The sequence below is a fragment of the Fusobacterium perfoetens genome (assembly GCF_021531475.1).
Classification (GTDB): Bacteria; Fusobacteriota; Fusobacteriia; order Fusobacteriales; family Fusobacteriaceae; genus Fusobacterium_B.
Genome location: NZ_JADYTX010000041.1, coordinates 1 through 19,010, shown reverse-complemented (window position 1 = coordinate 19,010; position 19,010 = coordinate 1). Strand labels below are relative to the sequence as shown.

At 31.7% G+C, this 19,010-nt stretch carries 17 protein-coding genes and 4 tRNA genes; 14 read left to right on the top strand and 7 right to left on the bottom strand.

The genetic code is table 11. The features are described from left to right. Positions 1-86 precede the first annotated feature (86 nt). The 8 genes from I6E15_RS08755 to I6E15_RS08720 are packed head-to-tail and all read left to right on the top strand — an operon-like array spanning position 87 to position 8,470. Positions 87-326 (top strand): KH domain-containing protein, encoded by a 240-nt coding sequence (locus tag I6E15_RS08755; protein ID WP_177160492.1) that lies wholly within the window; start codon positions 87-89, stop codon positions 324-326. Between the two features lie 7 nt (positions 327-333). Next, a complete protein-coding gene (gene rimM, locus I6E15_RS08750; protein WP_235247427.1) occupies positions 334-864 on the top strand; it encodes a ribosome maturation factor RimM in 531 nt (176 codons plus the stop codon). Positions 865-901: 37 nt separating this feature from the next. Then, the gene (gene trmD / locus I6E15_RS08745; protein WP_235247426.1) at positions 902-1,660 is read left to right on the top strand and encodes a tRNA (guanosine(37)-N1)-methyltransferase TrmD; all 759 of its coding nucleotides are present in this window, start codon (positions 902-904) and stop codon (positions 1,658-1,660) included. Next, positions 1,650-2,213, top strand: coding sequence for an RNA methyltransferase (locus tag I6E15_RS08740; protein ID WP_177160489.1), 564 nt, complete (start codon positions 1,650-1,652; stop codon positions 2,211-2,213). The genes trmD and I6E15_RS08740 overlap by 11 nt, the downstream gene beginning before the upstream one ends. A gap of 27 nt (positions 2,214-2,240) precedes the next feature. Beyond that, a complete protein-coding gene (locus tag I6E15_RS08735; RefSeq protein WP_235247425.1) occupies positions 2,241-6,569 on the top strand; it encodes a PolC-type DNA polymerase III in 4,329 nt (1,442 codons plus the stop codon). Positions 6,570-6,588: 19 nt separating this feature from the next. Next, a complete protein-coding gene (locus I6E15_RS08730; RefSeq protein ID WP_235247424.1) occupies positions 6,589-7,500 on the top strand; it encodes a DMT family transporter in 912 nt (303 codons plus the stop codon). A gap of 12 nt (positions 7,501-7,512) precedes the next feature. After that, a complete protein-coding gene (locus tag I6E15_RS08725) occupies positions 7,513-7,914 on the top strand; it encodes a C-GCAxxG-C-C family (seleno)protein (RefSeq protein ID WP_235247423.1) in 402 nt (133 codons plus the stop codon). 10 nt (positions 7,915-7,924) lie between these two features. Next, complete coding sequence (locus tag I6E15_RS08720) at positions 7,925-8,470, top strand: nitroreductase family protein (RefSeq protein WP_235247422.1); 546 nt, start codon at positions 7,925-7,927, stop codon at positions 8,468-8,470. A 105-nt stretch (positions 8,471-8,575) separates the two neighbouring features. Here I6E15_RS08720 and I6E15_RS08715 read toward each other — a convergent pair whose 3' ends face one another. The 5 genes from I6E15_RS08715 to I6E15_RS08695 all read right to left on the bottom strand — a co-directional run bounded on the left by I6E15_RS08715 (position 8,576) and on the right by I6E15_RS08695 (position 9,831). Next, the gene (locus tag I6E15_RS08715) at positions 8,576-9,415 is read right to left on the bottom strand and encodes a WYL domain-containing protein (protein WP_177160484.1); all 840 of its coding nucleotides are present in this window, start codon (positions 9,413-9,415) and stop codon (positions 8,576-8,578) included. An 84-nt stretch (positions 9,416-9,499) separates the two neighbouring features. Further along, positions 9,500-9,573 (bottom strand) — tRNA-Cys (locus I6E15_RS08710). A 15-nt stretch (positions 9,574-9,588) separates the two neighbouring features. After that, positions 9,589-9,664 (bottom strand) — tRNA-Phe (locus tag I6E15_RS08705). A gap of 8 nt (positions 9,665-9,672) precedes the next feature. After that, positions 9,673-9,749, bottom strand: a tRNA-Asp gene (locus I6E15_RS08700). 6 nt (positions 9,750-9,755) lie between these two features. Beyond that, positions 9,756-9,831, bottom strand: a tRNA-Val gene (locus I6E15_RS08695). A gap of 241 nt (positions 9,832-10,072) precedes the next feature. Here I6E15_RS08695 and malQ point away from each other — a divergent pair. Continuing rightward, complete coding sequence (malQ, locus tag I6E15_RS08690; RefSeq protein WP_235247421.1) at positions 10,073-11,569, top strand: 4-alpha-glucanotransferase; 1,497 nt, start codon at positions 10,073-10,075, stop codon at positions 11,567-11,569. Positions 11,570-11,720: 151 nt separating this feature from the next. Here the strand turns inward: malQ and I6E15_RS08685 are convergent, their stop codons facing one another. Both I6E15_RS08685 and I6E15_RS08680 read right to left on the bottom strand, forming a co-directional pair. Continuing rightward, a complete protein-coding gene (locus tag I6E15_RS08685; RefSeq protein WP_235247420.1) occupies positions 11,721-13,079 on the bottom strand; it encodes a sensor histidine kinase in 1,359 nt (452 codons plus the stop codon). After that, positions 13,076-13,756, bottom strand: a complete 681-nt coding sequence (locus tag I6E15_RS08680) for a response regulator transcription factor (protein WP_235247419.1) — start codon at positions 13,754-13,756, stop codon at positions 13,076-13,078. The genes I6E15_RS08685 and I6E15_RS08680 overlap by 4 nt, the downstream gene beginning before the upstream one ends. 153 nt (positions 13,757-13,909) lie before the next feature. On the opposite strand from I6E15_RS08680, the gene I6E15_RS08675 reads away from it, so the two are divergent. The 5 genes from I6E15_RS08675 to I6E15_RS08655 are packed head-to-tail and all read left to right on the top strand — an operon-like array spanning position 13,910 to position 18,834. Continuing rightward, positions 13,910-14,629 (top strand): glycosyltransferase family 2 protein, encoded by a 720-nt coding sequence (locus I6E15_RS08675; protein WP_177161137.1) that lies wholly within the window; start codon positions 13,910-13,912, stop codon positions 14,627-14,629. Next, entirely contained in the window at positions 14,622-14,912 is a 291-nt protein-coding gene (locus I6E15_RS08670) for a lipid-A-disaccharide synthase N-terminal domain-containing protein (RefSeq protein WP_235247418.1), read from the top strand. The genes I6E15_RS08675 and I6E15_RS08670 overlap by 8 nt, the downstream gene beginning before the upstream one ends. Further along, complete coding sequence (locus I6E15_RS08665; protein ID WP_235247417.1) at positions 14,902-16,476, top strand: ArnT family glycosyltransferase; 1,575 nt, start codon at positions 14,902-14,904, stop codon at positions 16,474-16,476. Before I6E15_RS08670 ends, I6E15_RS08665 begins: the two co-directional genes overlap by 11 nt. Continuing rightward, positions 16,476-17,510, top strand: a complete 1,035-nt coding sequence (locus tag I6E15_RS08660) for a GDP-mannose 4,6-dehydratase (protein WP_235247416.1) — start codon at positions 16,476-16,478, stop codon at positions 17,508-17,510. The genes I6E15_RS08665 and I6E15_RS08660 overlap by 1 nt, the downstream gene beginning before the upstream one ends. A 1-nt stretch (position 17,511) precedes the next feature. Continuing rightward, the gene (locus I6E15_RS08655) at positions 17,512-18,834 is read left to right on the top strand and encodes a UDP-glucose dehydrogenase family protein (protein ID WP_235247415.1); all 1,323 of its coding nucleotides are present in this window, start codon (positions 17,512-17,514) and stop codon (positions 18,832-18,834) included. Positions 18,835-19,010: the final 176 nt, after the last annotated feature.

Below are 19,010 nucleotides of genomic sequence, written 5' to 3'. Positions count from 1 at the left end.
TATCTAATAACAGTATATTACATAAAAATTAAAATAGCTTAATAATTAAAAAATTATTATATAAATATTATACGAGGAGGAAGATTATGGAAAGATTAGAAAATCTTTTAAAATATATTTTAAAAGGATTAGTTGAAACTGAAGAAGCTATAAGAATAACTTACGAGGTAATAGATGATACTGTTATCTTCAAAGTAAACGTAGCTGAAGGAGAAATGGGAAGAGTTATCGGTAAAAATGGACTTACAGCTAATGCAATAAGAGGAGTTATGCAAGGAGCTGGAGTAAAAGATAAATTAAACGTAAACGTAGAGTTTTTAGACTAGGTGAGTTATGGAAGAGTTAGTTATAATAGGAAAAATCACAGGTACTCATCACTTAAAAGGAGCTTTAAAAGCTAATATAAATATTGGTGACGAAGAGGGGCTTGTTGGAGAAAAAGTCCTTGTCGAAAAACCAAATGGAGAAAGATGTGTATTCACAGTAAAAAAAGTTTCTCCATTAGTTGGAGATAAAGTAATCCTTGAATTTGATGAGATAGAAAATAAAACTCAAGGGAATTTACTTCAAAACTCTGTTATAAAAGTTAATAGAATGGTACTAGGTCTTGAAGAAGACGAATATCTATTACAAGATTTACTTGGAATGGAAGTTGTAACTTTAGAAGGACAAAATATAGGAAAAGTAACAGAGGTATTTGATACAGCAGCTCACGAAATTTTAGTTGTGGAAACTGAAAACACAGAGGCTATGATTCCAAATCTTGAGAACTTTGTAAAAGATATAGATTTTGATGGAAGAAAGATAACAGTTGACCTTTGGGAAGGTATGTTAGAAGATAAATCAAAAGAAGAAAATAAATAATGTATATAAACAAAAATAAAAGAAACGAGGTTTAAAATTGAAAATAAATATTTTAACTTTATTTCCAGAATTGTTTCAAGGTTTTAAAACTCAAAGTATCATAGGAAAAGCTATTAAAAATAATCTTATAGATATTAACATTATAAATATTAGGGATTTTTGCTTTGATAAACATAAACAGGCAGATGATATCCCTTATGGAGGAGAAGGGGGAATGGTTATGAAACCAGAACCTCTTTTTCGTGCTTTAGAAACAGTAGGTGGAAAAGTTATATATACCTCTCCTCAAGGGGTAACTTTTAATCAAAAGTTAGCAATAGAACTTGGAAAGGAAGAGGAGATAACAATAATAGCTGGACACTATGAGGGGATAGATGAAAGGGTAGTAGAAGAAAAAGTTGATATGGAAATATCAATTGGAGATTTTGTACTAACAGGTGGGGAACTTCCTGCAATGGTAATGGTTGATGCTATCTCTCGTTTAATCCCCGGGGTAATTACAAAAGAGTCCTATGAAAACGATTCTTTTTTTAATGGGCTTTTGGACTTTCCACAATATACAAGACCTGCTGAATACGAGGGGCTAAAAGTGCCAGAAGTATTGATGTCAGGAAACCACAAAAAAATAAGAGAGTGGAGAATAAAGGAGAGCCTTAAGAGAACATATCTGAGAAGACCTGACCTTTTAGAAGGTAGGGAGTTTGACAAAACAGAAAAGAAACTTTTTAATGAGATGTTAAAAGAATTAAAAGAGCAAGAAGATAAAAAATTAGGAGATGAAGAAAGTGAGAGATAAAGTTTATTTAGGATTAGTTCACTATCCAGTATATAATAAAAATAAAAGTGTAGTTTGTACTTCTGTTACAAACTTTGATATTCACGATATATCAAGAAGTTGTAGAACTTATAATATAAAAGAGTATGATTTAATAGTGCCACTTGATGCACAAAAACAACTTACTGAAAGAATTATAGGGTATTGGCAAGATGGAAGTGGTGGAGAATACAATAAAGATAGAGAATCAGCTTTTGTAAATACAAGAGTAAAAGTATCAATAGAACAAGCTATAAAAGATATTGAAGAAAGAGAGGGGCAAAAACCAGTGATTATCACAACATCAGCTCATACTTTCCCAAACTCAATAAGCTATAAAGGGCTTTCTGAAAAAATATTTAATGATGACAAACCATATCTATTTTTATTTGGAACTGGTTGGGGACTTATCCAAGAAGTAATGGATATGTCAGACTTTATACTAGAGCCAATCAGAGGAACTACAAAATATAACCACCTATCAGTAAGAGCTGCTGTGGCTATTATTTTAGATAGAATTTTTGGAGAAAATTAATTTTTTGTGTAAGGAAGAGGGGAAAAGATGAGCAGGAAGACAAGGGTTTCTACCAAGCCAGATTTTTTTCATCACATTGGTGCAAAAAATCTAATGGTAAAAGAGATAATATATGAGGATTTATATAAAAAATTAAAAATTAGTTGTCAGCTAAAAGACCCAACTTGCTTGTGTGAAACAGATATTGTCTGTGAGGATCTGCATAAGAAGTTCGGAGATAGTCTTTCTGTTGAATTTTCTATTGAATATGAAAATCTTCAAATAACTCAAAAAATTTTAAGTGAAATAGTAGAGAAAGCTATTGAAAAATTAAAACTTAAGAATGCTGTTTCAAAATCATTTCTATTTTTGTATAGAGTGAGAATTGATGAAAAAAATATATTTATCGAGCTTAAAAATGATATGGCTATCGAAACTCTATATGAATCAAAAATAAATCTAAAAATAGAATCACTTTTATCTGAGTATGGGATAAATGATTTTAAGGTATCCTTTGTGGCTGGGGACTTTGCCAAAGAGATAGAGGAGATAGAAAAAGAGAAAGAAAATACTATAATAACCCTTAGTCAAAAAATAGATACAGAAAATCAAAAAGCCTCTCAAGCACCAAAAGAGGATAAACCTCAAGGGGAGAAAAAATATAATGCTGTTTCAGCTAGAAAAACTAAAGAGATTAAGGGAACTCCAATTTCAATAGATGAGTTTGCAGATATCTATGATAATGATGTATGTGTACTAGAGGGAGAGGTATTTAATTTTGAGAAAAAAGAGTTAAAGACTGGTAACTTCCTTTATATTATGAGGATAACAGATAATAAAAACTCTGTTACAACAAAGATGTTTGTTAAACCAGATGATAATTTAGAGGTAAAAGTTGGGGAGTTTATAAGAGTAAGTGGAAAAAAACAGATAGATACCTTTAGTGACAACGAAGAAGTCCTTATAATCTCATCTCTAAATAAAATTGAAAGAGAGAAAACGCTAAAAGTAGATACTTCAGAAGAAAAAATGGTAGAGTTACACACTCATAGTAAAATGAGTGAAATGGTTGGAGTTACTGAGATAGGAGATCTTATCAAAAGAGCCAAATCTTATGGACAAACTAGTCTTGCAATAACAGATTATTCAGTTGTCCATACTTTCCCATTTGCCTATAAACAAACTAAAAAAGATGAGAATTTTAAAGTTATCTTAGGTTGTGAAATGTATATGGTAGATGATTCAAAACCTATGATTACAAAACCTAAAGATATTAATATAGAGGAAGAAACATTTGTGGTATTTGACTTGGAAACAACAGGTCTTAATTCCCACGAACACGAAATAATAGAGATAGGTGCTATAAAGATGCAGGGAACTCGTATAGTAGATAAGTTCTCAGAATTTGTAAAACCTAGAAACAGAGTACCTGAAAAAATAAAAAATCTGACTAATATAAACGACGGTATGCTTGAAAATGCTGGATTTATTGAGGACGTTCTTCCAAAATTTATGGAATTTGTGGGAGATGCCACAATGGTAGCTCATAATGCAAAATTTGATATGAGTTTTATAAGACGTGACTGCAAAAAAGTTTTAGGGATTGATTATGATCCAAGTGTTATAGATACACTTCAAATGGCAAGAGATGTGTTACCTGAATTTAAAAGTTATGGACTTGGACCACTAACTAAAAAATTAGGAGTAGCATTAGAAAGCCACCATAGAGCAGTTGATGACTCACAAGCTACTGCAGGAATGTTTAAAATTTTCTTAGATAGATATTTTGAAAAGGGAGCTAAAAAACTAGAGGATTTAAATACAGCTTTCCCAATAAATATTCAAAAACAAGATACAATAAATATTTTAGTCCTTGCTAAAAACCAAACAGGTTTAAAAAATATTTATAAATTAGTTTCTTTTGCTCATAAGGATAACTTTGGTAATAAAAAAGCGAGAGTTAAGAAAAGTGAGATAGAAAACTTTAGAGAGGGATTATTTATAGGAGCTTGTAACACAGTTCATTTTATGAATACTGGGGAACTTGCTCTTAATTATCTTGATTGGAACTTTAAAGGACTAGAAAGTGCCATAGATTTTTATGATTATGTGGAACTTCTTCCAAAAGAAAATTATAATGAATTTATAGAAGAAGATGGAACAAATAGAATTAGCTCATATAAAGCTATCGAAGAGATGAATAGGTATCTTTATCAAGTGGCTAAATCTCACGGAAAGCTTGTAACAGCTAGTTCAAATGTACACTATCTTGATAGAGAGGAAAAAGATATAAGAAGTATCTTGCTTTATGGTAGTGGAAATGTATTTAACGAAAGACAATATACAATAGATAATGGATTTTATTTTAGAACTACTGATGAAGTTTTAAAAGAATTTTCATATTTAGGTGAGGAGATAGCTCACGAAATAGTAATAACTAATACAAATAAAATATCCGATGAGATAGAAAAAATTCAACCTATCCCAGACGGATTCTTCCCACCTGAGCTTGATAATGCTGAAGATATAGTAAGGGATATGACATATACAAGAGCTTATGAAATATATGGTAATCCACTTCCAAAAATAGTTGAGGCAAGACTTGAAAGAGAGTTAACGGCTATTATCGGTCACGGATTCTCAGTTTTATATCTATCAGCTCAAAAACTTGTAAAAAAATCCCTAGATAATGGATACTTGGTTGGATCAAGGGGGTCTGTTGGTTCATCACTTGTTGCTTTTATGATGGGAATTACTGAGGTTAATGCTCTTTATCCACACTATATCTGTACAAACGAGGAGTGTAAATATTCTGAGTTTATAGAAAGAGAGGGAGCTGGAGTTGACCTTCCAGAAAAAATCTGCCCAAAATGTGGAAGACCACTTAAAAGAGATGGACACTCAATACCATTTGAAGTATTTATGGGATTTAATGGGGATAAAGTACCAGATATTGACCTTAACTTTTCAGGGGAATATCAATCAGAAATTCACAGATATTGTGAGGAGCTTTTCGGAAAATCAAACGTATTTAAAGCTGGTACAATATCAACACTGGCTGATAAAAACGCCATTGGTTATGTAAAAAAATACTATGAGGATCACCATTTGAATATATCTAAGGCTGAAATAATAAGAAAAGCCTCAAGAGTAGAGGGAGCTAAAAAGACAACAGGGCAACACCCGGGAGGAATGGTAATCGTACCAAAATATAAAGAGGTATTTGATTTCTGTCCTATACAACACCCTGCAAATGATGTAACAAATGATTCAATCACAACACATTTTGATTATCACGTTATGGACGAACAGCTAGTAAAACTTGATATACTAGGACACGACGACCCTACAACAATAAAACTTTTACAAGAATACACTGGGGTAAATGTCTATGATATACCAATAGCTGACCCAGATACTTTGAAAATTTTCTCAGGAACTGAAATACTTGGGGTAACTCCTGAAGACATCGGTTCTGTTGTAGGAACTTATGGAGTACCAGAGTTTGGAACAGGATTTGTAAGACAGATGCTAGAGGATACTTTGCCTAAAACATTTGCTGAGCTTGTAAGAATATCTGGGCTTTCTCACGGTACAGACGTTTGGCTAAACAATGCCCAAGAATTTATAAGACAAGGGACAGCCACTCTTTCAGAAGTTATAACAGTAAGGGACGACATAATGAACTACCTAATTGATAACGGAATGGAAAAAGGTGTGGCATTTAAGATAATGGAGTTCGTAAGAAAAGGTAAGCCATCTAAAGAGCCGGAGCAGTGGGAAAAATACTCTGATATGATGAAAGAAAAAAATGTAAAAGAGTGGTATATTGAATCTTGTAAAAGAATAAAATATATGTTCCCTAAGGGACACGCCACAGCTTATGTTATGATGGCAATGAGAATAGCATATTTTAAAATCCACTATCCACTAGCTTTTTATGCAGCTTACTTAACACGTAAGATAGAGGATTTTGATTTTGAAATAATGGGTAATAAAGACCTTGCAAAAGCAAAACTAGCTGAGCTCTCAAAAGAGCCAAAACTTGATGTTAAGAAGAAAACTCAAGTGGCAATCTGTGAAATAGTAGTGGAGATGTATGCTAGAGGATTTGAATTTTTAGGAATTGACCTTTATAAATCTGAAGGATTTAGATTTACTGTTGAAGATGGTAAAGTAAGAGTACCACTTATGGGAATAGCTGGACTTGGAGCAAGTGTTGTAGATAATATTTTAAATGAAAGAAATATAGATAAATTTATATCTTATGAAGACTTGAAAAGAAGAACAAAGATGTCTTCAACTGTTTTGGAAAAACTAAAATCACTTAATGCAGTAAAAGACTTAAGTGAAACAAACCAAATTAGTTTATTTTAGAAGATAGAAGGAGAAAAAATTGGAAAATGTAAATAAAAAATATCTAGGAGCTGGGCTTGTGTGTTTTGCAGCCTCTCTTTGGGGACTAGACGGGATAGTACTTACTCCAAGACTTTTTAAATTGGGAGTTCCTTTTGTAGTGTTTATACTTCATTTTGTTCCCTTTGTTTTTATGAGCTTTCTTTTTGGTAAGAGAGAGATGAAGAATATAGTGGCTCTTCCTAAAAAAGATCTTTTTTATTATTTTTGTATAGCTTTATTTGGTGGAAGTTTGGGGACTTTATCTATTGTAAAGGCGTTGTTTTTGGTAAACTTTCAACACCTTACAGTGGTAACTTTACTTCAAAAGTGTCAGCCTATATTTGCTCTGATTCTTGCAAGGTTAATTCTTAAGGAAAAACTTGGAAAAAACTTTTGTTTCTTAACTCTTCTTGCAATGATTGGTGGATATGTGATGACTTTTGAATTTGCTCTCCCTCACTCAACTGGAAGTGATAATATACTTCCTGCTTGTGGACTTGCACTTTTAGCTGCATTTTCTTTTGGAAGTTCCACTGTATTTGGGAAAAGAATTTTGACTAACTCATCATTTATAACAGCACTTTATACAAGATTTTTCTTTACGAGTATTGTAACTTTTATATTTGTTTTATTAAATGGAGATTTTAAATATTTTACCCAAGTGACACCTTATCAATGGGGAATATTTATAACTATAATGTTAACAAGTGGTAGTATGGCAATAATGATATACTATAGAGGGCTAAGATATATTGACGCAAGTGTGGCTACAATATGTGAGCTAGCTTTTCCAATTTCATCTGTGGTATTTGATTATATTTTCAATGGAAATCTTCTTACATTACAACAATTTATGGGAGCAGTGCTTTTGGTATTTGCTATAATATCCATAGGAAAAACTCAAAAATAAAAGGGGAATGAGATGTTAAAAGATGTTGCAAAGGAATATTATTTAGGAAGAGGGCTGAACTGTGCAGAATCACTATTTTTAGCTAGTAACAAATATTATAATCTGGGACTTGATGAAAGTATAGTAGAAGTAGTTACAGCTTTTGGTGGCGGAATGGGTTGCGGAAGAACTTGTGGAGCATTATGTGGAGCTTTAGCAATCCTTGGTAGAATGATTCATATGGAAAAAGAGCTGTTTCACGAGGCTTGTACAAAATTAATAACTGATTATGAAAAAGTTCTTGGGACAAGTGAATGTGCTATACTAAAAGAGAGATATAAGACAGAGGAAGAAAGATGTTTTAAAACTGTTGAGCTTTCAGCAGATATTTTTGAAAAATTTATAGAGGAGATAGCTCCAGAATATAAGAAATAGGAGGGATACTATGAAATTTGAAGAATTACAGATGATTCGTGAAAGCTGTCGTGTGTATAGTGAAAAGAGAGTATCAAGGGAAGATTTAACTCATCTTGTAGATGTAGCAAGATTTTCACCAAGTGGGTGCAATTCACAACCTTGGAAATTTATCATAATAGATGAGGAAGATGCTCGTCAAAAAGTAATAGATTCTTTTCAAGATGAAAATATAAATGGTTGTCCTTGGGGAGATAAAGTACCTGCATTTATAGTTATCTGTGAGGAAAAGGCAAAATTAATGCCAGGAGTGGCAGAACATTATGGTTCTCAACACTTTGCTCAAATGGATATAGGTATGGCAAGTATGGCTCTTTGTTATGAAGCGACAGCTATGGGACTTGGAACTTGTATGATAGGTTCAATGAATCAAGAAAGAATAAAAAAATCTTTAGGAATCCCTAGTGATGTAGTTGTAAGACTTATAATAACAGTTGGGTATCCAAAAGCTAAGACAGAACCTCGTAAAAAAATCCGTAAAGATTTTGATGAGGTTGTAAGCTATAACAGATATTAAAAAAATAACCTGATTTACATAATGTGTAAGTCAGGTTTTTTGTTAAAAAAATCCTGATACGTAGATTGTATGTATCAGGGTGTAAAGATTGTTTATTACTTTTTATTAATAATTTTTTAAAGCCTCTAAGAAATCTTGTTTCATCTCCTCACGAAGTTCCACAGGCTCTAATATAATAGCCTCTTTTGAAAATTGTCTAAAATAAAGTTTAGCATTTTCATTAGATGCCTCAAATATATATATATCCTCATCTTTTTCCACAAGTCTTGGACGGTAGTTAGTAAGCCCTTTTAAAAGTTTTTGCCCCTCTTCAGATAGTCTTACTTTTACAAAGTTTCCATTACCTAAAAATGGGTCAAAACGTTTTCTAACATTATCTATGTATTTTTTATCCTTACCTTTTATCTTTTCTTCTAAGATAGATATAACCTCTAAATCTTTTAATTTGTAGTTATAATAAGTTTTTTCAGTATCACAGTAACAGAAAAGATAGTTCTCATCTCCCTGTTCGTCCCTTTTTATAAAATAAGGCTCAACAGTAGTAAGTTTAGTACCATATTTTAATTTTAATTTTTTCTTTTCTTTTATAGCGTCTAGGATTTTTCTAACTGTGTCTTGGAATATAAAAAGCTCTCTTATATATTTAAACTTTGAGCAGTATCTCTCAAAAAGTTCTCTAAAAAACTCAGCTTCTACATCTACTCCATTATCTTTTAGGACATCATAATAAATCTCACGGTTGGCAACGTTAAGATCAAATTGGATAATCTTTTTTAAAGGTCTTCCTTGACTTTCTAGCTCTTTTTCAATGTCTATTTCTTTTTTATACTTAAGTTGTTCTAAGATATAGTTGCAAAGTTTGTTGTTATTTATTTTAAAGTCTTCTATATCATTTTTCATCATACGCCAAATATCTTCTGGAACAGTGACCCTGATTTTTTTCATAAATTTCCTCCGAAAATATAAATATCCATAAAAGAGAGTATATATAAAAAAACTGTCTTATAAAAGACAGTTAAATTATCGAATTGGAGGCGACGACCAGATTCGAACTGGTGGTGGAGATTTTGCAGACCTCTGCCTTACCACTTGGCGACATCGCCTTCTATAAAATTGAATGGTGGCCAGAGGCGGAATCGAACCACCGACACGGGGATTTTCAGTCCCCTGCTCTACCGACTGAGCTATCTGGCCATTCTAAATGGCGGGAGTGACGAGACTCGAACTCGCGACCCCTAACGTGACAGGCTAGTGCTCTAACCAACTGAGCTACACCCCCACTTAATGGTGGTCACAACAGGACTTGAACCTGTGACCCCCTGCTTGTAAGGCAGGTGCTCTCCCAACTGAGCTATGCGACCTACAAGAGATAGTATACTAAATTTTACAGAATTTTGCAAGTATTTTTTTCATAAAAAGAGAAAAATCTAAAAAAACCTTTAGTTTTCAAAGGAAAATACAGTTTAAAATTCAGAAGAAAAAAATGAAAAAATAATAAAATCGTGCTATAATAGGGGCAACAAACATAAATTATATTTTAAAAATAGATTAAAATAAAATGAAATATTTATAAAAATAGCACAAAATAGAGAGGGGGATATTATGGAACGTTCTAGTGGAGTGCTTTTGCACATTTCATCTTTGCCAAATAAATATGGGATTGGGAGCTTTGGAGAAGAAACAGTAAAATTTTCAGAATTTTTGAGAAGTATGGGGGTAAAATATTGGCAAACTCTACCTTTTGGGACAGTGGATTCTTGCAACTCTCCATATAAAAGTTTCTCTGCCTTTGCCGGAAACCCTATGTTTATAGATTTGGAAACACTTTATAAAAAAGGACTTTTAACTCTTGAGGAGCTTGAAGCTAATATGGTAAGTGATCCATATGTAGTGGATTTTGAATGGCTTAACAAAACAAGAATAGAACTTTTTAGAAAAGCTTATGGAAGAATTGATGATGAGTATAGAAAAAATATTTTAAAATTTGCAAAGGAAAACAGATATTGGCTATATGATTTCTCGCTTTATATGACAATTAGAGATAAAAATCAAAATAAAGAGTGGTATGATTGGGAAGATAAGGATTTGAAATTCCATGAAACAGAGGCTTTGAAAAAGCTTAGAGCTGAAAATATAGATGAAATAATGTTCTATGATTTTTTGCAATATGAGTTTTTTAATCAGTGGCAAGAGATAAAATCCAGAATAAACCAAAAAGGGATAAAAATCATAGGGGATATTCCAATCTATGTATCTTTGGAAAGCTCTGATGTATGGGGAAACTCAAATCTCTTTGATTTGGACGAAGATAGAAAACCTAAATTTATCTCAGGTGTTCCACCAGATTATTTTTCAGAAGAGGGGCAACTTTGGGGAAATCCTCTATATAACTGGAAAGCTATGAAAAAAGGAAGATTTAGTTGGTGGATAAAAAGATTGGAGAATGCTTTAAAAATATTTGATATGGTAAGGATAGACCATTTTAGAGGATTCTCTGATTATTGGGCTGTGCCAAGTGATGCTAAAACTGCCAAAGAGGGACACTGGGTAGAAGGACCTAGAATGGATTTCTTTAACCAAGTTCTAAAAAAAATAGATAGAAATTCAATAATAGCTGAGGACTTGGGAGATATAGACGATAATGTTCGTAATCTTTTGAAAGAAACAGGTTTCCCGGGAATGAGAGTTATACAGTTTGGATTTAGCGGCGACGAAAGTATCCACTTACCTCACAACTACACAAAAAATACAGTTGTTTATACAGGAACTCACGACAATAATACTATACTTGGTTGGCTTTGGGAGGCTAATGTAAACGAGAGAAATTATGCTCTAGAGTATTGTAATTATGAGGGCAATGATTGGGGAAAAGGTGGATATTATAGTCAGTCTTGTAGAGCGATAATAAGAACTCTATGGCAAAGTGTGGCTGATTTGGTGGTAGTTCCTATTCAAGATCTTTGCGGATTTGGTAGCGATACTAAGATGAATAAACCAGGACTTGCAAAGGGGAACTGGGGTTATAGAATAACTAGCGACCAGCTAAATCAAATTGATAAAAGTTTTGTTTTGAAGTTAAATAGATTATATGGTAGATAAAAAGTTTTTTGGTTTACTTTTTTGAAAAATTAAGTTATAATATAGTTGTAAACACCCCGAGGGGTATAAATGTGTTATTTAAGCTTAGAACAAAAGCTCTCAAATTTTTGGGAGCTTTTATTCTGCCCTTAAGCAAGGTAGAAGTCTTTTTTTATTTATTAAGAGTAGGTAGTGTTACTATAAAAGTTGAGCCAACACCGACCTTACTTTTTATCTCAATATCTATATTAAGAATATTAGCTATTTTATTTACAATAGAAAGCCCTAATCCGTGACTACCTATATTTCTACTTCTAGCTTTATCTACTCTAAAGAACTTATCATATATATGTTTTAGATTTTCCTCACTGATACCCTCTCCCCCATCTTTAATCGCCACTATTATATTTTTATTAGAGGTTATATCAATTTCAATAGGATTTTCCCTACCATATTTGATACTATTTTCTATAAGATTAAAAAATAACTGTTTGATAAGGTAGTAATCAGACTTTATAATATGATTTTTAGCGTTAAAAAATATACTTTGTTTAGGATATACAATCCTTAAATCATTTACTATATCGTTAATAACCTTATCAAGAGAAAAATCAGTTATTTCTAAAGTGGATTTATTATCTTTTGCAAGGAATAGAAGTTTTTTCACCAAAGAATCCATATTTTTAGTTTCCTCACTTATGGAGTCAATCGCCTCACGAGATATTTTTTCATCATTTATACCCCAACGTTTGATAAGATTTATATACCCATCAATTATAAAAATAGGAGTTTTTAATTCGTGAGAGGCATTGTTTACAAAATCTATTTGAGCCTCAGTCTGTTCCTTAAGACGAGCTAACATATTTTCATAGGAGTTCATAACGTTAGCAAACTCAATAAAATCACTTTTAGCTCCGACACTATGGGAAATATTGTCCAAGTCTATCTGGTTTGTTGTTTCTTGTAGCTCTCTAAGTGATGAGATAAACTTTTTATAAAACTTCTTTGATATGTATACAGACAAAAATATAGTAAAACTGATAAGAATAAATGATATAAGAACAATATTTATAAGGATTGCCCTTTCATTTATAAGATCTTTTATTATAAGTAAATCTACTTGTCCCATATTATCTATTTGAAATTTTTTGTGAAGAAAATCATACTGATAAAACCCAACTCCTTGAACATCAGGAGAAAAATCGTCACTGTCTAAAATATCTATAAATTCCTTTGGAATATCATTTGGATATAATTTGCCCTTATGTTTAAATACTACAGTTAGCCCTTGAACATCTGGAGCTTCATCAATCGCTCCATAAAAAAGTTTTGAAATATCACCTACTTCAAGAGATTCTTCAGCAAACTCCCCCATTTCATATTCAATAAAACTATATACAGAATAGATATTATTATGGGAAACACTCCTCATAAAAACAGTGAAGAAAAGCAAAAGCCCTACAAATGATAGGGAAAATATCATAATAAGCAGTCTATAACTTTTATTTAATTCCTCTGATAGCTTTTTCATAAAATCTCCTTTTTAGAAAGCATATACCCAAATCCTCTAACTGTATGGATATATTTGTGGGTAACATCATCTATTTTTTTTCTAAGGGAGTTCACGTACACATCTATTATTTTACCGTCTCCCTCATAGTCAAATCCCCACAGCTCCTCAATGACTTTTTCTCTTGTGACACAGATCTCTTTATTAATCATAAAAAACTCCATAAGGTTGTACTCGGTCTTTGTAAGAGAAATAGGTTCTTCATCTTTGTAGAGAGTTTTAGATGAGAGATCAATCTTTAAATTATCATATATAAGAGTATTTTTTATTTTAAAATCTTTTTTATTACGTAGAGATACCCTTATTCTTGCAAAAAGCTCCTCAATATTAAAAGGTTTTGTAATATAGTCATCTGCTCCCATATCTAAAAGTTCAACCTTATTTCTAATATCATCTTTTGCTGTGATAACGATAATTGGCACATCTGACACACCTCTTATCTTTTTGCAAACTTCCTCACCAGATATAAGAGGCAACATCAAATCTAAAAGTATTATATCATAATAAAATTTTTGTACCTTAGAAAGTCCCTCTTCTCCATTTTCTGCTAAATCTATTTGATACCCTTCGTGTTCAAGCTCTAGTTGTAAAAACCTCCTTATTTTTGCATCGTCTTCAATGATTAAAATTTTTTTCATAGTAACACTCCTAAAAATATTTTTATATAAAGTTAGACGTTAGAAAAAAATATTAGTCAAAAATAAATTTTTATAAATTTTAACCATATCTTAATAAATGATAGTTAAAATACATCTGCAAATGAAAAAAAGTTTTAGGAGGAAAAAATAAAAATGAGAATATCAGTAGTAGCACCAATATATAACGAAAAGGATAATATAAAAAGATTTATAGATAAAGTGGAGGAAGCTGTAAAAAAAGGTTTTGAGTCATATGAGATAGTTTTGGTAGATGATGGAAGTACAGACGGAAGTCACGAGATACTAGATGAAGAGGCAAAGAAAAACGGACATTTAAAAGTATTGCACTTTACAAAAAATAATGGACAAACAGCAGCTCTTGACGCAGGTTTCAAACATTGTACAGGGGATTTGGTATTGATGATGGATAGTGACCTTCAAACAGACCCTAATGATTTGTATCTTCTGTTAGGATATTTAGATAATTATGATATGGTAAACGGTAGACGTGAAACAAGGGAAGATGGATTTATGAGAAAACTATCATCATTTATTGGAAATACAGTTAGAAATTTTATAACAAATGATGATATAAAAGATACTGGTTGTCCTCTTAAGCTATTTAAAAAAAAAGTGGTGGAAAGTTTTTATCTATTTGAGGGAATGCATAGATTTTTACCAACTTTAGCTAAAATAAATGGTTTTAAGGTGGTAGAAGTACCTGTAAGACACTATGATAGAGAGTTTGGAGTGTCAAAATATGGAGTGTTCAATAGACTTTTCAAAGGATTAAAAGATGCCTTTGCTGTAAGATGGATGAAAACAAGAAAACTTAAATATGTAATAGAAAAAGGAGAAGAAAATAATGATTAATCTGGACTTTTTTGCTGTGATTGGATTTATTGGGCAAGGGTTATTTTCAATGAGATTTATTATCCAATGGATTGCCAGTGAAAAAGCTGGAAGAAGTGTGATACCTTTTTCATTTTGGATATTTAGTCTAGGAGGAAGTGTTTTGTTGCTTACCTATGCAATATATAGAAAAGACCCAGTATTTATCCTTGGTCAAGCTCCAAATGTGCTTATTTATTCGAGAAATATCTATCTTTTGAAAAAAGGGAGAGCCACAGAAGAGGGGGATATGATTGAAAATTAATGAAAAATCAAATGTAATCATACTAGAATTTTTATCAATATTAGCTTTTTTTACCAATCTTGGTTTAAGATCTGCCACTCTTATGGAGGCTAGAAACTTTATAACTGCTCGTGAAATGGTGGAGAGTGGAAATTACCTAGTAACTACCTTAAATGGAAACTTAAGATTTGAAAAGCCACCATTACCGACATATCTTACAGCCTTTATAATGAAAATAACAGGGAATGTGCAAGATGAATGGGTGTTAAGAATACCTGTGGCAGTTGTAGGAGTTATAACTATATTATTTATATATTTTTTGGTTTTGGAGCTTACGAAAAATAGTAGACTTAGTTTTTTATCAGGTTTTGTAGCAGTGACTACTTTTATGATGATAAAAATCGGAAATGAAAATAGTTGGGATTTCTATACCTATGCTTTTGCTTTAGGTGGTGTGTTATTTTTTGTAAGAGGACTTAAAAGAGATAGCCTTGTTAACTTTTTGATAAGTGGTATATTTGTTGGGCTTAGTTTTATGAGCAAAGGTCCTGTTGGAATATATGGTTTGATGTTGCCATTTTTTATTGGATATATATTTGTGTATGGGTTTGAGGATTATAGAAGAAACTATAAAAAAATTATCCTAACAGCCTTTGTAAGTATAGTTGTAGGTGGACTTTGGTGGTTTCTTATCTATTTGGAATATGGAGATATACTTCTCCAAGTTGTAAAAAAAGAGGAGAGAACTTGGTCAAATTCTCACGTAAAATCTGTATTTTATTATCTTGACTATTTTATATATATGGGTGTGTGGATTGTATTTTCACTGGCTACTTATAAAAGAGATTGGGTGGCAAGAATAAGCGAGGATAAAAAATATTCAAGGTTTGTGTTTATTTGGCAGATTTTGGTAATAATTGCCCTTTCAGTAATAAAAATGAAAAAGAAAAGATATGGAATACCTATATTTATGGTGTCTACTCTAGGAATTGGGAATATAGTTTATTACCTATATAACACAACATTTGAAAAGCTAAACAAAGATGAGAAATACCTTGTAAATATCCATAAAATATTTTTAGGGATTTTATGGATTGGGACTTTTGGAGTTATAGGTTTTGGTGCTTTAAAAGGGATAATATCTATGTATGTGGCTTTTATCTATGTGGTTATAGAGATTTTAATATTTGTAGTGTATAAAAAGGATAATAGCCTAAAGAATTTGATTATTATAAGTGGGATTTTATTTCTTTTTGTAAATATATCTAGTGGTAGGATATTAACTAAAGGTTATGTAAAGAAAAGAGTAGAGATAGCAAATACAATTAATATGAGAGAGTTACACAACAACCCACCAAAATATGAGATTTATTCAGTAAATTTTGGGATAGAAGATGTATGGAGAGTTGGGAAAACTATAAAAGAATATAAAAAAGGGGATATATTACCTGATGAAGTGTTATTTTTCAATGCTCCAACTGATGAGGTTTTAGAAAGATACAAGGTTGTTTCTAGGAAAGCCTATGAAAATGAAAGGAATGAAGTAGTTGATATTTATTATTTGGTGAGAAAAGAGGTAAGATAATGAAAATAATGGTTACTGGTGGAGCTGGATTTATTGGCTCTAATCTATGTGAGGAGTTACTTAAAAAAGATTTTCAAGTGGTTATAGTGGATAATTTTGATGAGTTTTATAGCTACAAAACAAAAGTAAGAAATGTCTATGAAAGTTTTGGAAAATTAGATGAATATAGAGATATTTTAACAGAGAATTTGACTAAAGAAGAGATGATAGATAGATGCTCTAAAAGATTTTTAAGTGATAAATACAAGCTATATTACATAGATATAAGAGATAAGAAAATAGAGGAGATATTTAAAAATGAGGGGATAGATTTTGTAATAAATCTAGCTGGACTTGCAGGAGTTCGTTCCTCAATAGAGAGACCTCTTGATTATGAAGATGTCAATATAAAAGGGTATATGAATATACTTGAGATGTGTAAAAAATATGAGATTAAAAAGTTTATTCAAGCCTCATCATCTTCAGTCTATGGAAATAATAAAAAAGTACCTTTTAAGGAAACAGATATTGTGGATTTTCCAATCTCTCCCTATGCAGGAACTAAAAAATCTGGCGAAATCTTAGGGTATACTTACCATAGTCTTTATGGAATTGATATGTTTCAACTAAGATTTTTTACAGTGTTTGGAGAAAGACAAAGAGAGGATTTAGCAATACATAAATTTGTAAAAGCTATAAAAAATGGTAGTGAACTTACAATGTATGGGGACGGAACTACTGCAAGGGATTATACATATGTAGGGGATATTGTTCAAGGGATTTTAAAATCTATAAATTATCTTATGAAAAATAAAGGGATATATGAGATATTAAATCTTGGAAACTCCCATACAGTTTCACTTAAAGAGATGATAGAAACTATAGAAAAAGTCATAGGTAAGAAAGCAAATATTTTGGAAATGCCTAGACAAAGTGGAGATGTAGACATAACTTTTGCTGATATTTCAAAAGCAAAAGAGATTATAGGTTATGAGCCAAAGGTAACTTTTGAAGAGGGAATCAGAAAATTTGTGAAATGGTATGAGGTAATGTAAAATGAAAATAAGTATAATAGGAACAGGGTATGTTGGATTGGTTCAAGGGGCTGTAATGGCTGATTTTGGTGCTGAAGTTATATGTATGGACGTAAACAAAGAGAGAATAAAGGATTTAAACGAGGATAAAATACCAATATTTGAGCCAGGGCTAAAGGAAGTTATATTAAAAAATAAAAAAGCTAAAAGAATAGAGTTTACGACTGATATAAAATATGCTGTGGAAAAATCTCAAGTTATATTTATAGCGGTAGGTACTCCAGCTAATGAGGACGGCTCAGCAGATTTGGAATATGTACTTCAAGTGGCAGAAAATATTGGAAAATATATAAATGAATATAAGGTTATCGTTGATAAATCAACTGTCCCTGTTGGAACAGGTAAACAAGTAAGTGAAATAATAGAAAAAGAGCTTGAAAAAAGAGGGAAAAAAATAGAGTTTGATATTGTGTCAAATCCTGAATTTTTGAGAGAAGGAAAAGCTTTGGGAGATTGTCAAAGACCTGATAGGGTGGTAATCGGTACAGACTCTGTGAAAGCTCGTGAGATTATGAAAAAGGTCTATGACGTGTTATTTATCAATGAAACTCCATTTCTTTTTACAAATCTTGAAACAGCTGAGCTTATAAAATATGCCTCAAATGCTTTTTTAGCTGTTAAAATCTCTTTTATAAACGAGATAGCATTATTAGCTGAAAAAGTAGGGGCTAATACTCAAGAGATAGCCCGTTCAATGGGTATGGACGGAAGAATTTCACCAAAATTTTTACATTGTGGACCGGGATATGGTGGGTCTTGTTTCCCAAAAGACACAAAAGCTATAGTTAGTATAGGTAAAAAATATGGTGAAGACATGTATGTGATACAAGCTGCTATCGATGCTAATGAAAAACAAAAAAGAAAAGTTATAGAAAAGATAGAAGATAAGATGCAAGGAGTAAAGGGAAAAACAATAGGTGTGTTAGGACTTTCTTTTAAACCAGATACAGATGATATGAGAGATGCTCCAAGTATTGATATTATAAGAGGACTTGTAAAATTGGGGGCTAAAATCCATGCTTATTGTCCAGAAGGAATGAAAGAGGCTAAGTGGAGATTGGAAGATTGTGAAAAAAATATTATCTATTGTGATGATGAGTATTCTATGGCAAATGATGTAGATGGTATTGTACTTATGACTGAGTGGAATCAATTTAGAGGGATGGATATGAAGAAAATTAAAGATAGAATGAGGGATAATTTCTATTTTGATTTGAGAAATATCCATACAAAAGATAAAGTTGTAAGAGAGATTTTTAAATACTACCCAGTAGGACAAAATTAGAAAATAATAAAGGACTGTTGCAAGTTTAAGAGATATAAGATTAAAAATTACTACAGATTGCGAAAAATTGATTTATTAGAGGGTGTGAAGAGTTTTCTGAGGGTGTGAAGAGTTTTCTGTAAATCTTAACTTTCTATGATAAAAATTGTTTAATTTAATATTTTTACTTTATATGG

What these genes read in the sequence shown, in the direction of transcription:
- I6E15_RS08755 (WP_177160492.1), top strand. Translation starts at nt 87, where the DNA reads ATGGAAAGATTAGAAAATCTTTTAAAATATATTTTAAAAGGATTAGTT.
- rimM (WP_235247427.1), top strand. Translation starts at nt 334, where the DNA reads ATGGAAGAGTTAGTTATAATAGGAAAAATCACAGGTACTCATCACTTA.
- I6E15_RS08735 (WP_235247425.1), top strand. Translation starts at nt 2,241, where the DNA reads ATGAGCAGGAAGACAAGGGTTTCTACCAAGCCAGATTTTTTTCATCAC.
- I6E15_RS08725 (WP_235247423.1), top strand. Translation starts at nt 7,513, where the DNA reads ATGTTAAAAGATGTTGCAAAGGAATATTATTTAGGAAGAGGGCTGAAC.
- I6E15_RS08720 (WP_235247422.1), top strand. Translation starts at nt 7,925, where the DNA reads ATGAAATTTGAAGAATTACAGATGATTCGTGAAAGCTGTCGTGTGTAT.
- I6E15_RS08715 (WP_177160484.1), bottom strand. Translation starts at nt 9,415, where the DNA reads ATGAAAAAAATCAGGGTCACTGTTCCAGAAGATATTTGGCGTATGATG.
- malQ (WP_235247421.1), top strand. Translation starts at nt 10,073, where the DNA reads ATGGAACGTTCTAGTGGAGTGCTTTTGCACATTTCATCTTTGCCAAAT.
- I6E15_RS08685 (WP_235247420.1), bottom strand. Translation starts at nt 13,079, where the DNA reads ATGAAAAAGCTATCAGAGGAATTAAATAAAAGTTATAGACTGCTTATT.
- I6E15_RS08680 (WP_235247419.1), bottom strand. Translation starts at nt 13,756, where the DNA reads ATGAAAAAAATTTTAATCATTGAAGACGATGCAAAAATAAGGAGGTTT.
- I6E15_RS08675 (WP_177161137.1), top strand. Translation starts at nt 13,910, where the DNA reads ATGAGAATATCAGTAGTAGCACCAATATATAACGAAAAGGATAATATA.
- I6E15_RS08670 (WP_235247418.1), top strand. Translation starts at nt 14,622, where the DNA reads ATGATTAATCTGGACTTTTTTGCTGTGATTGGATTTATTGGGCAAGGG.
- I6E15_RS08660 (WP_235247416.1), top strand. Translation starts at nt 16,476, where the DNA reads ATGAAAATAATGGTTACTGGTGGAGCTGGATTTATTGGCTCTAATCTA.
- I6E15_RS08655 (WP_235247415.1), top strand. Translation starts at nt 17,512, where the DNA reads ATGAAAATAAGTATAATAGGAACAGGGTATGTTGGATTGGTTCAAGGG.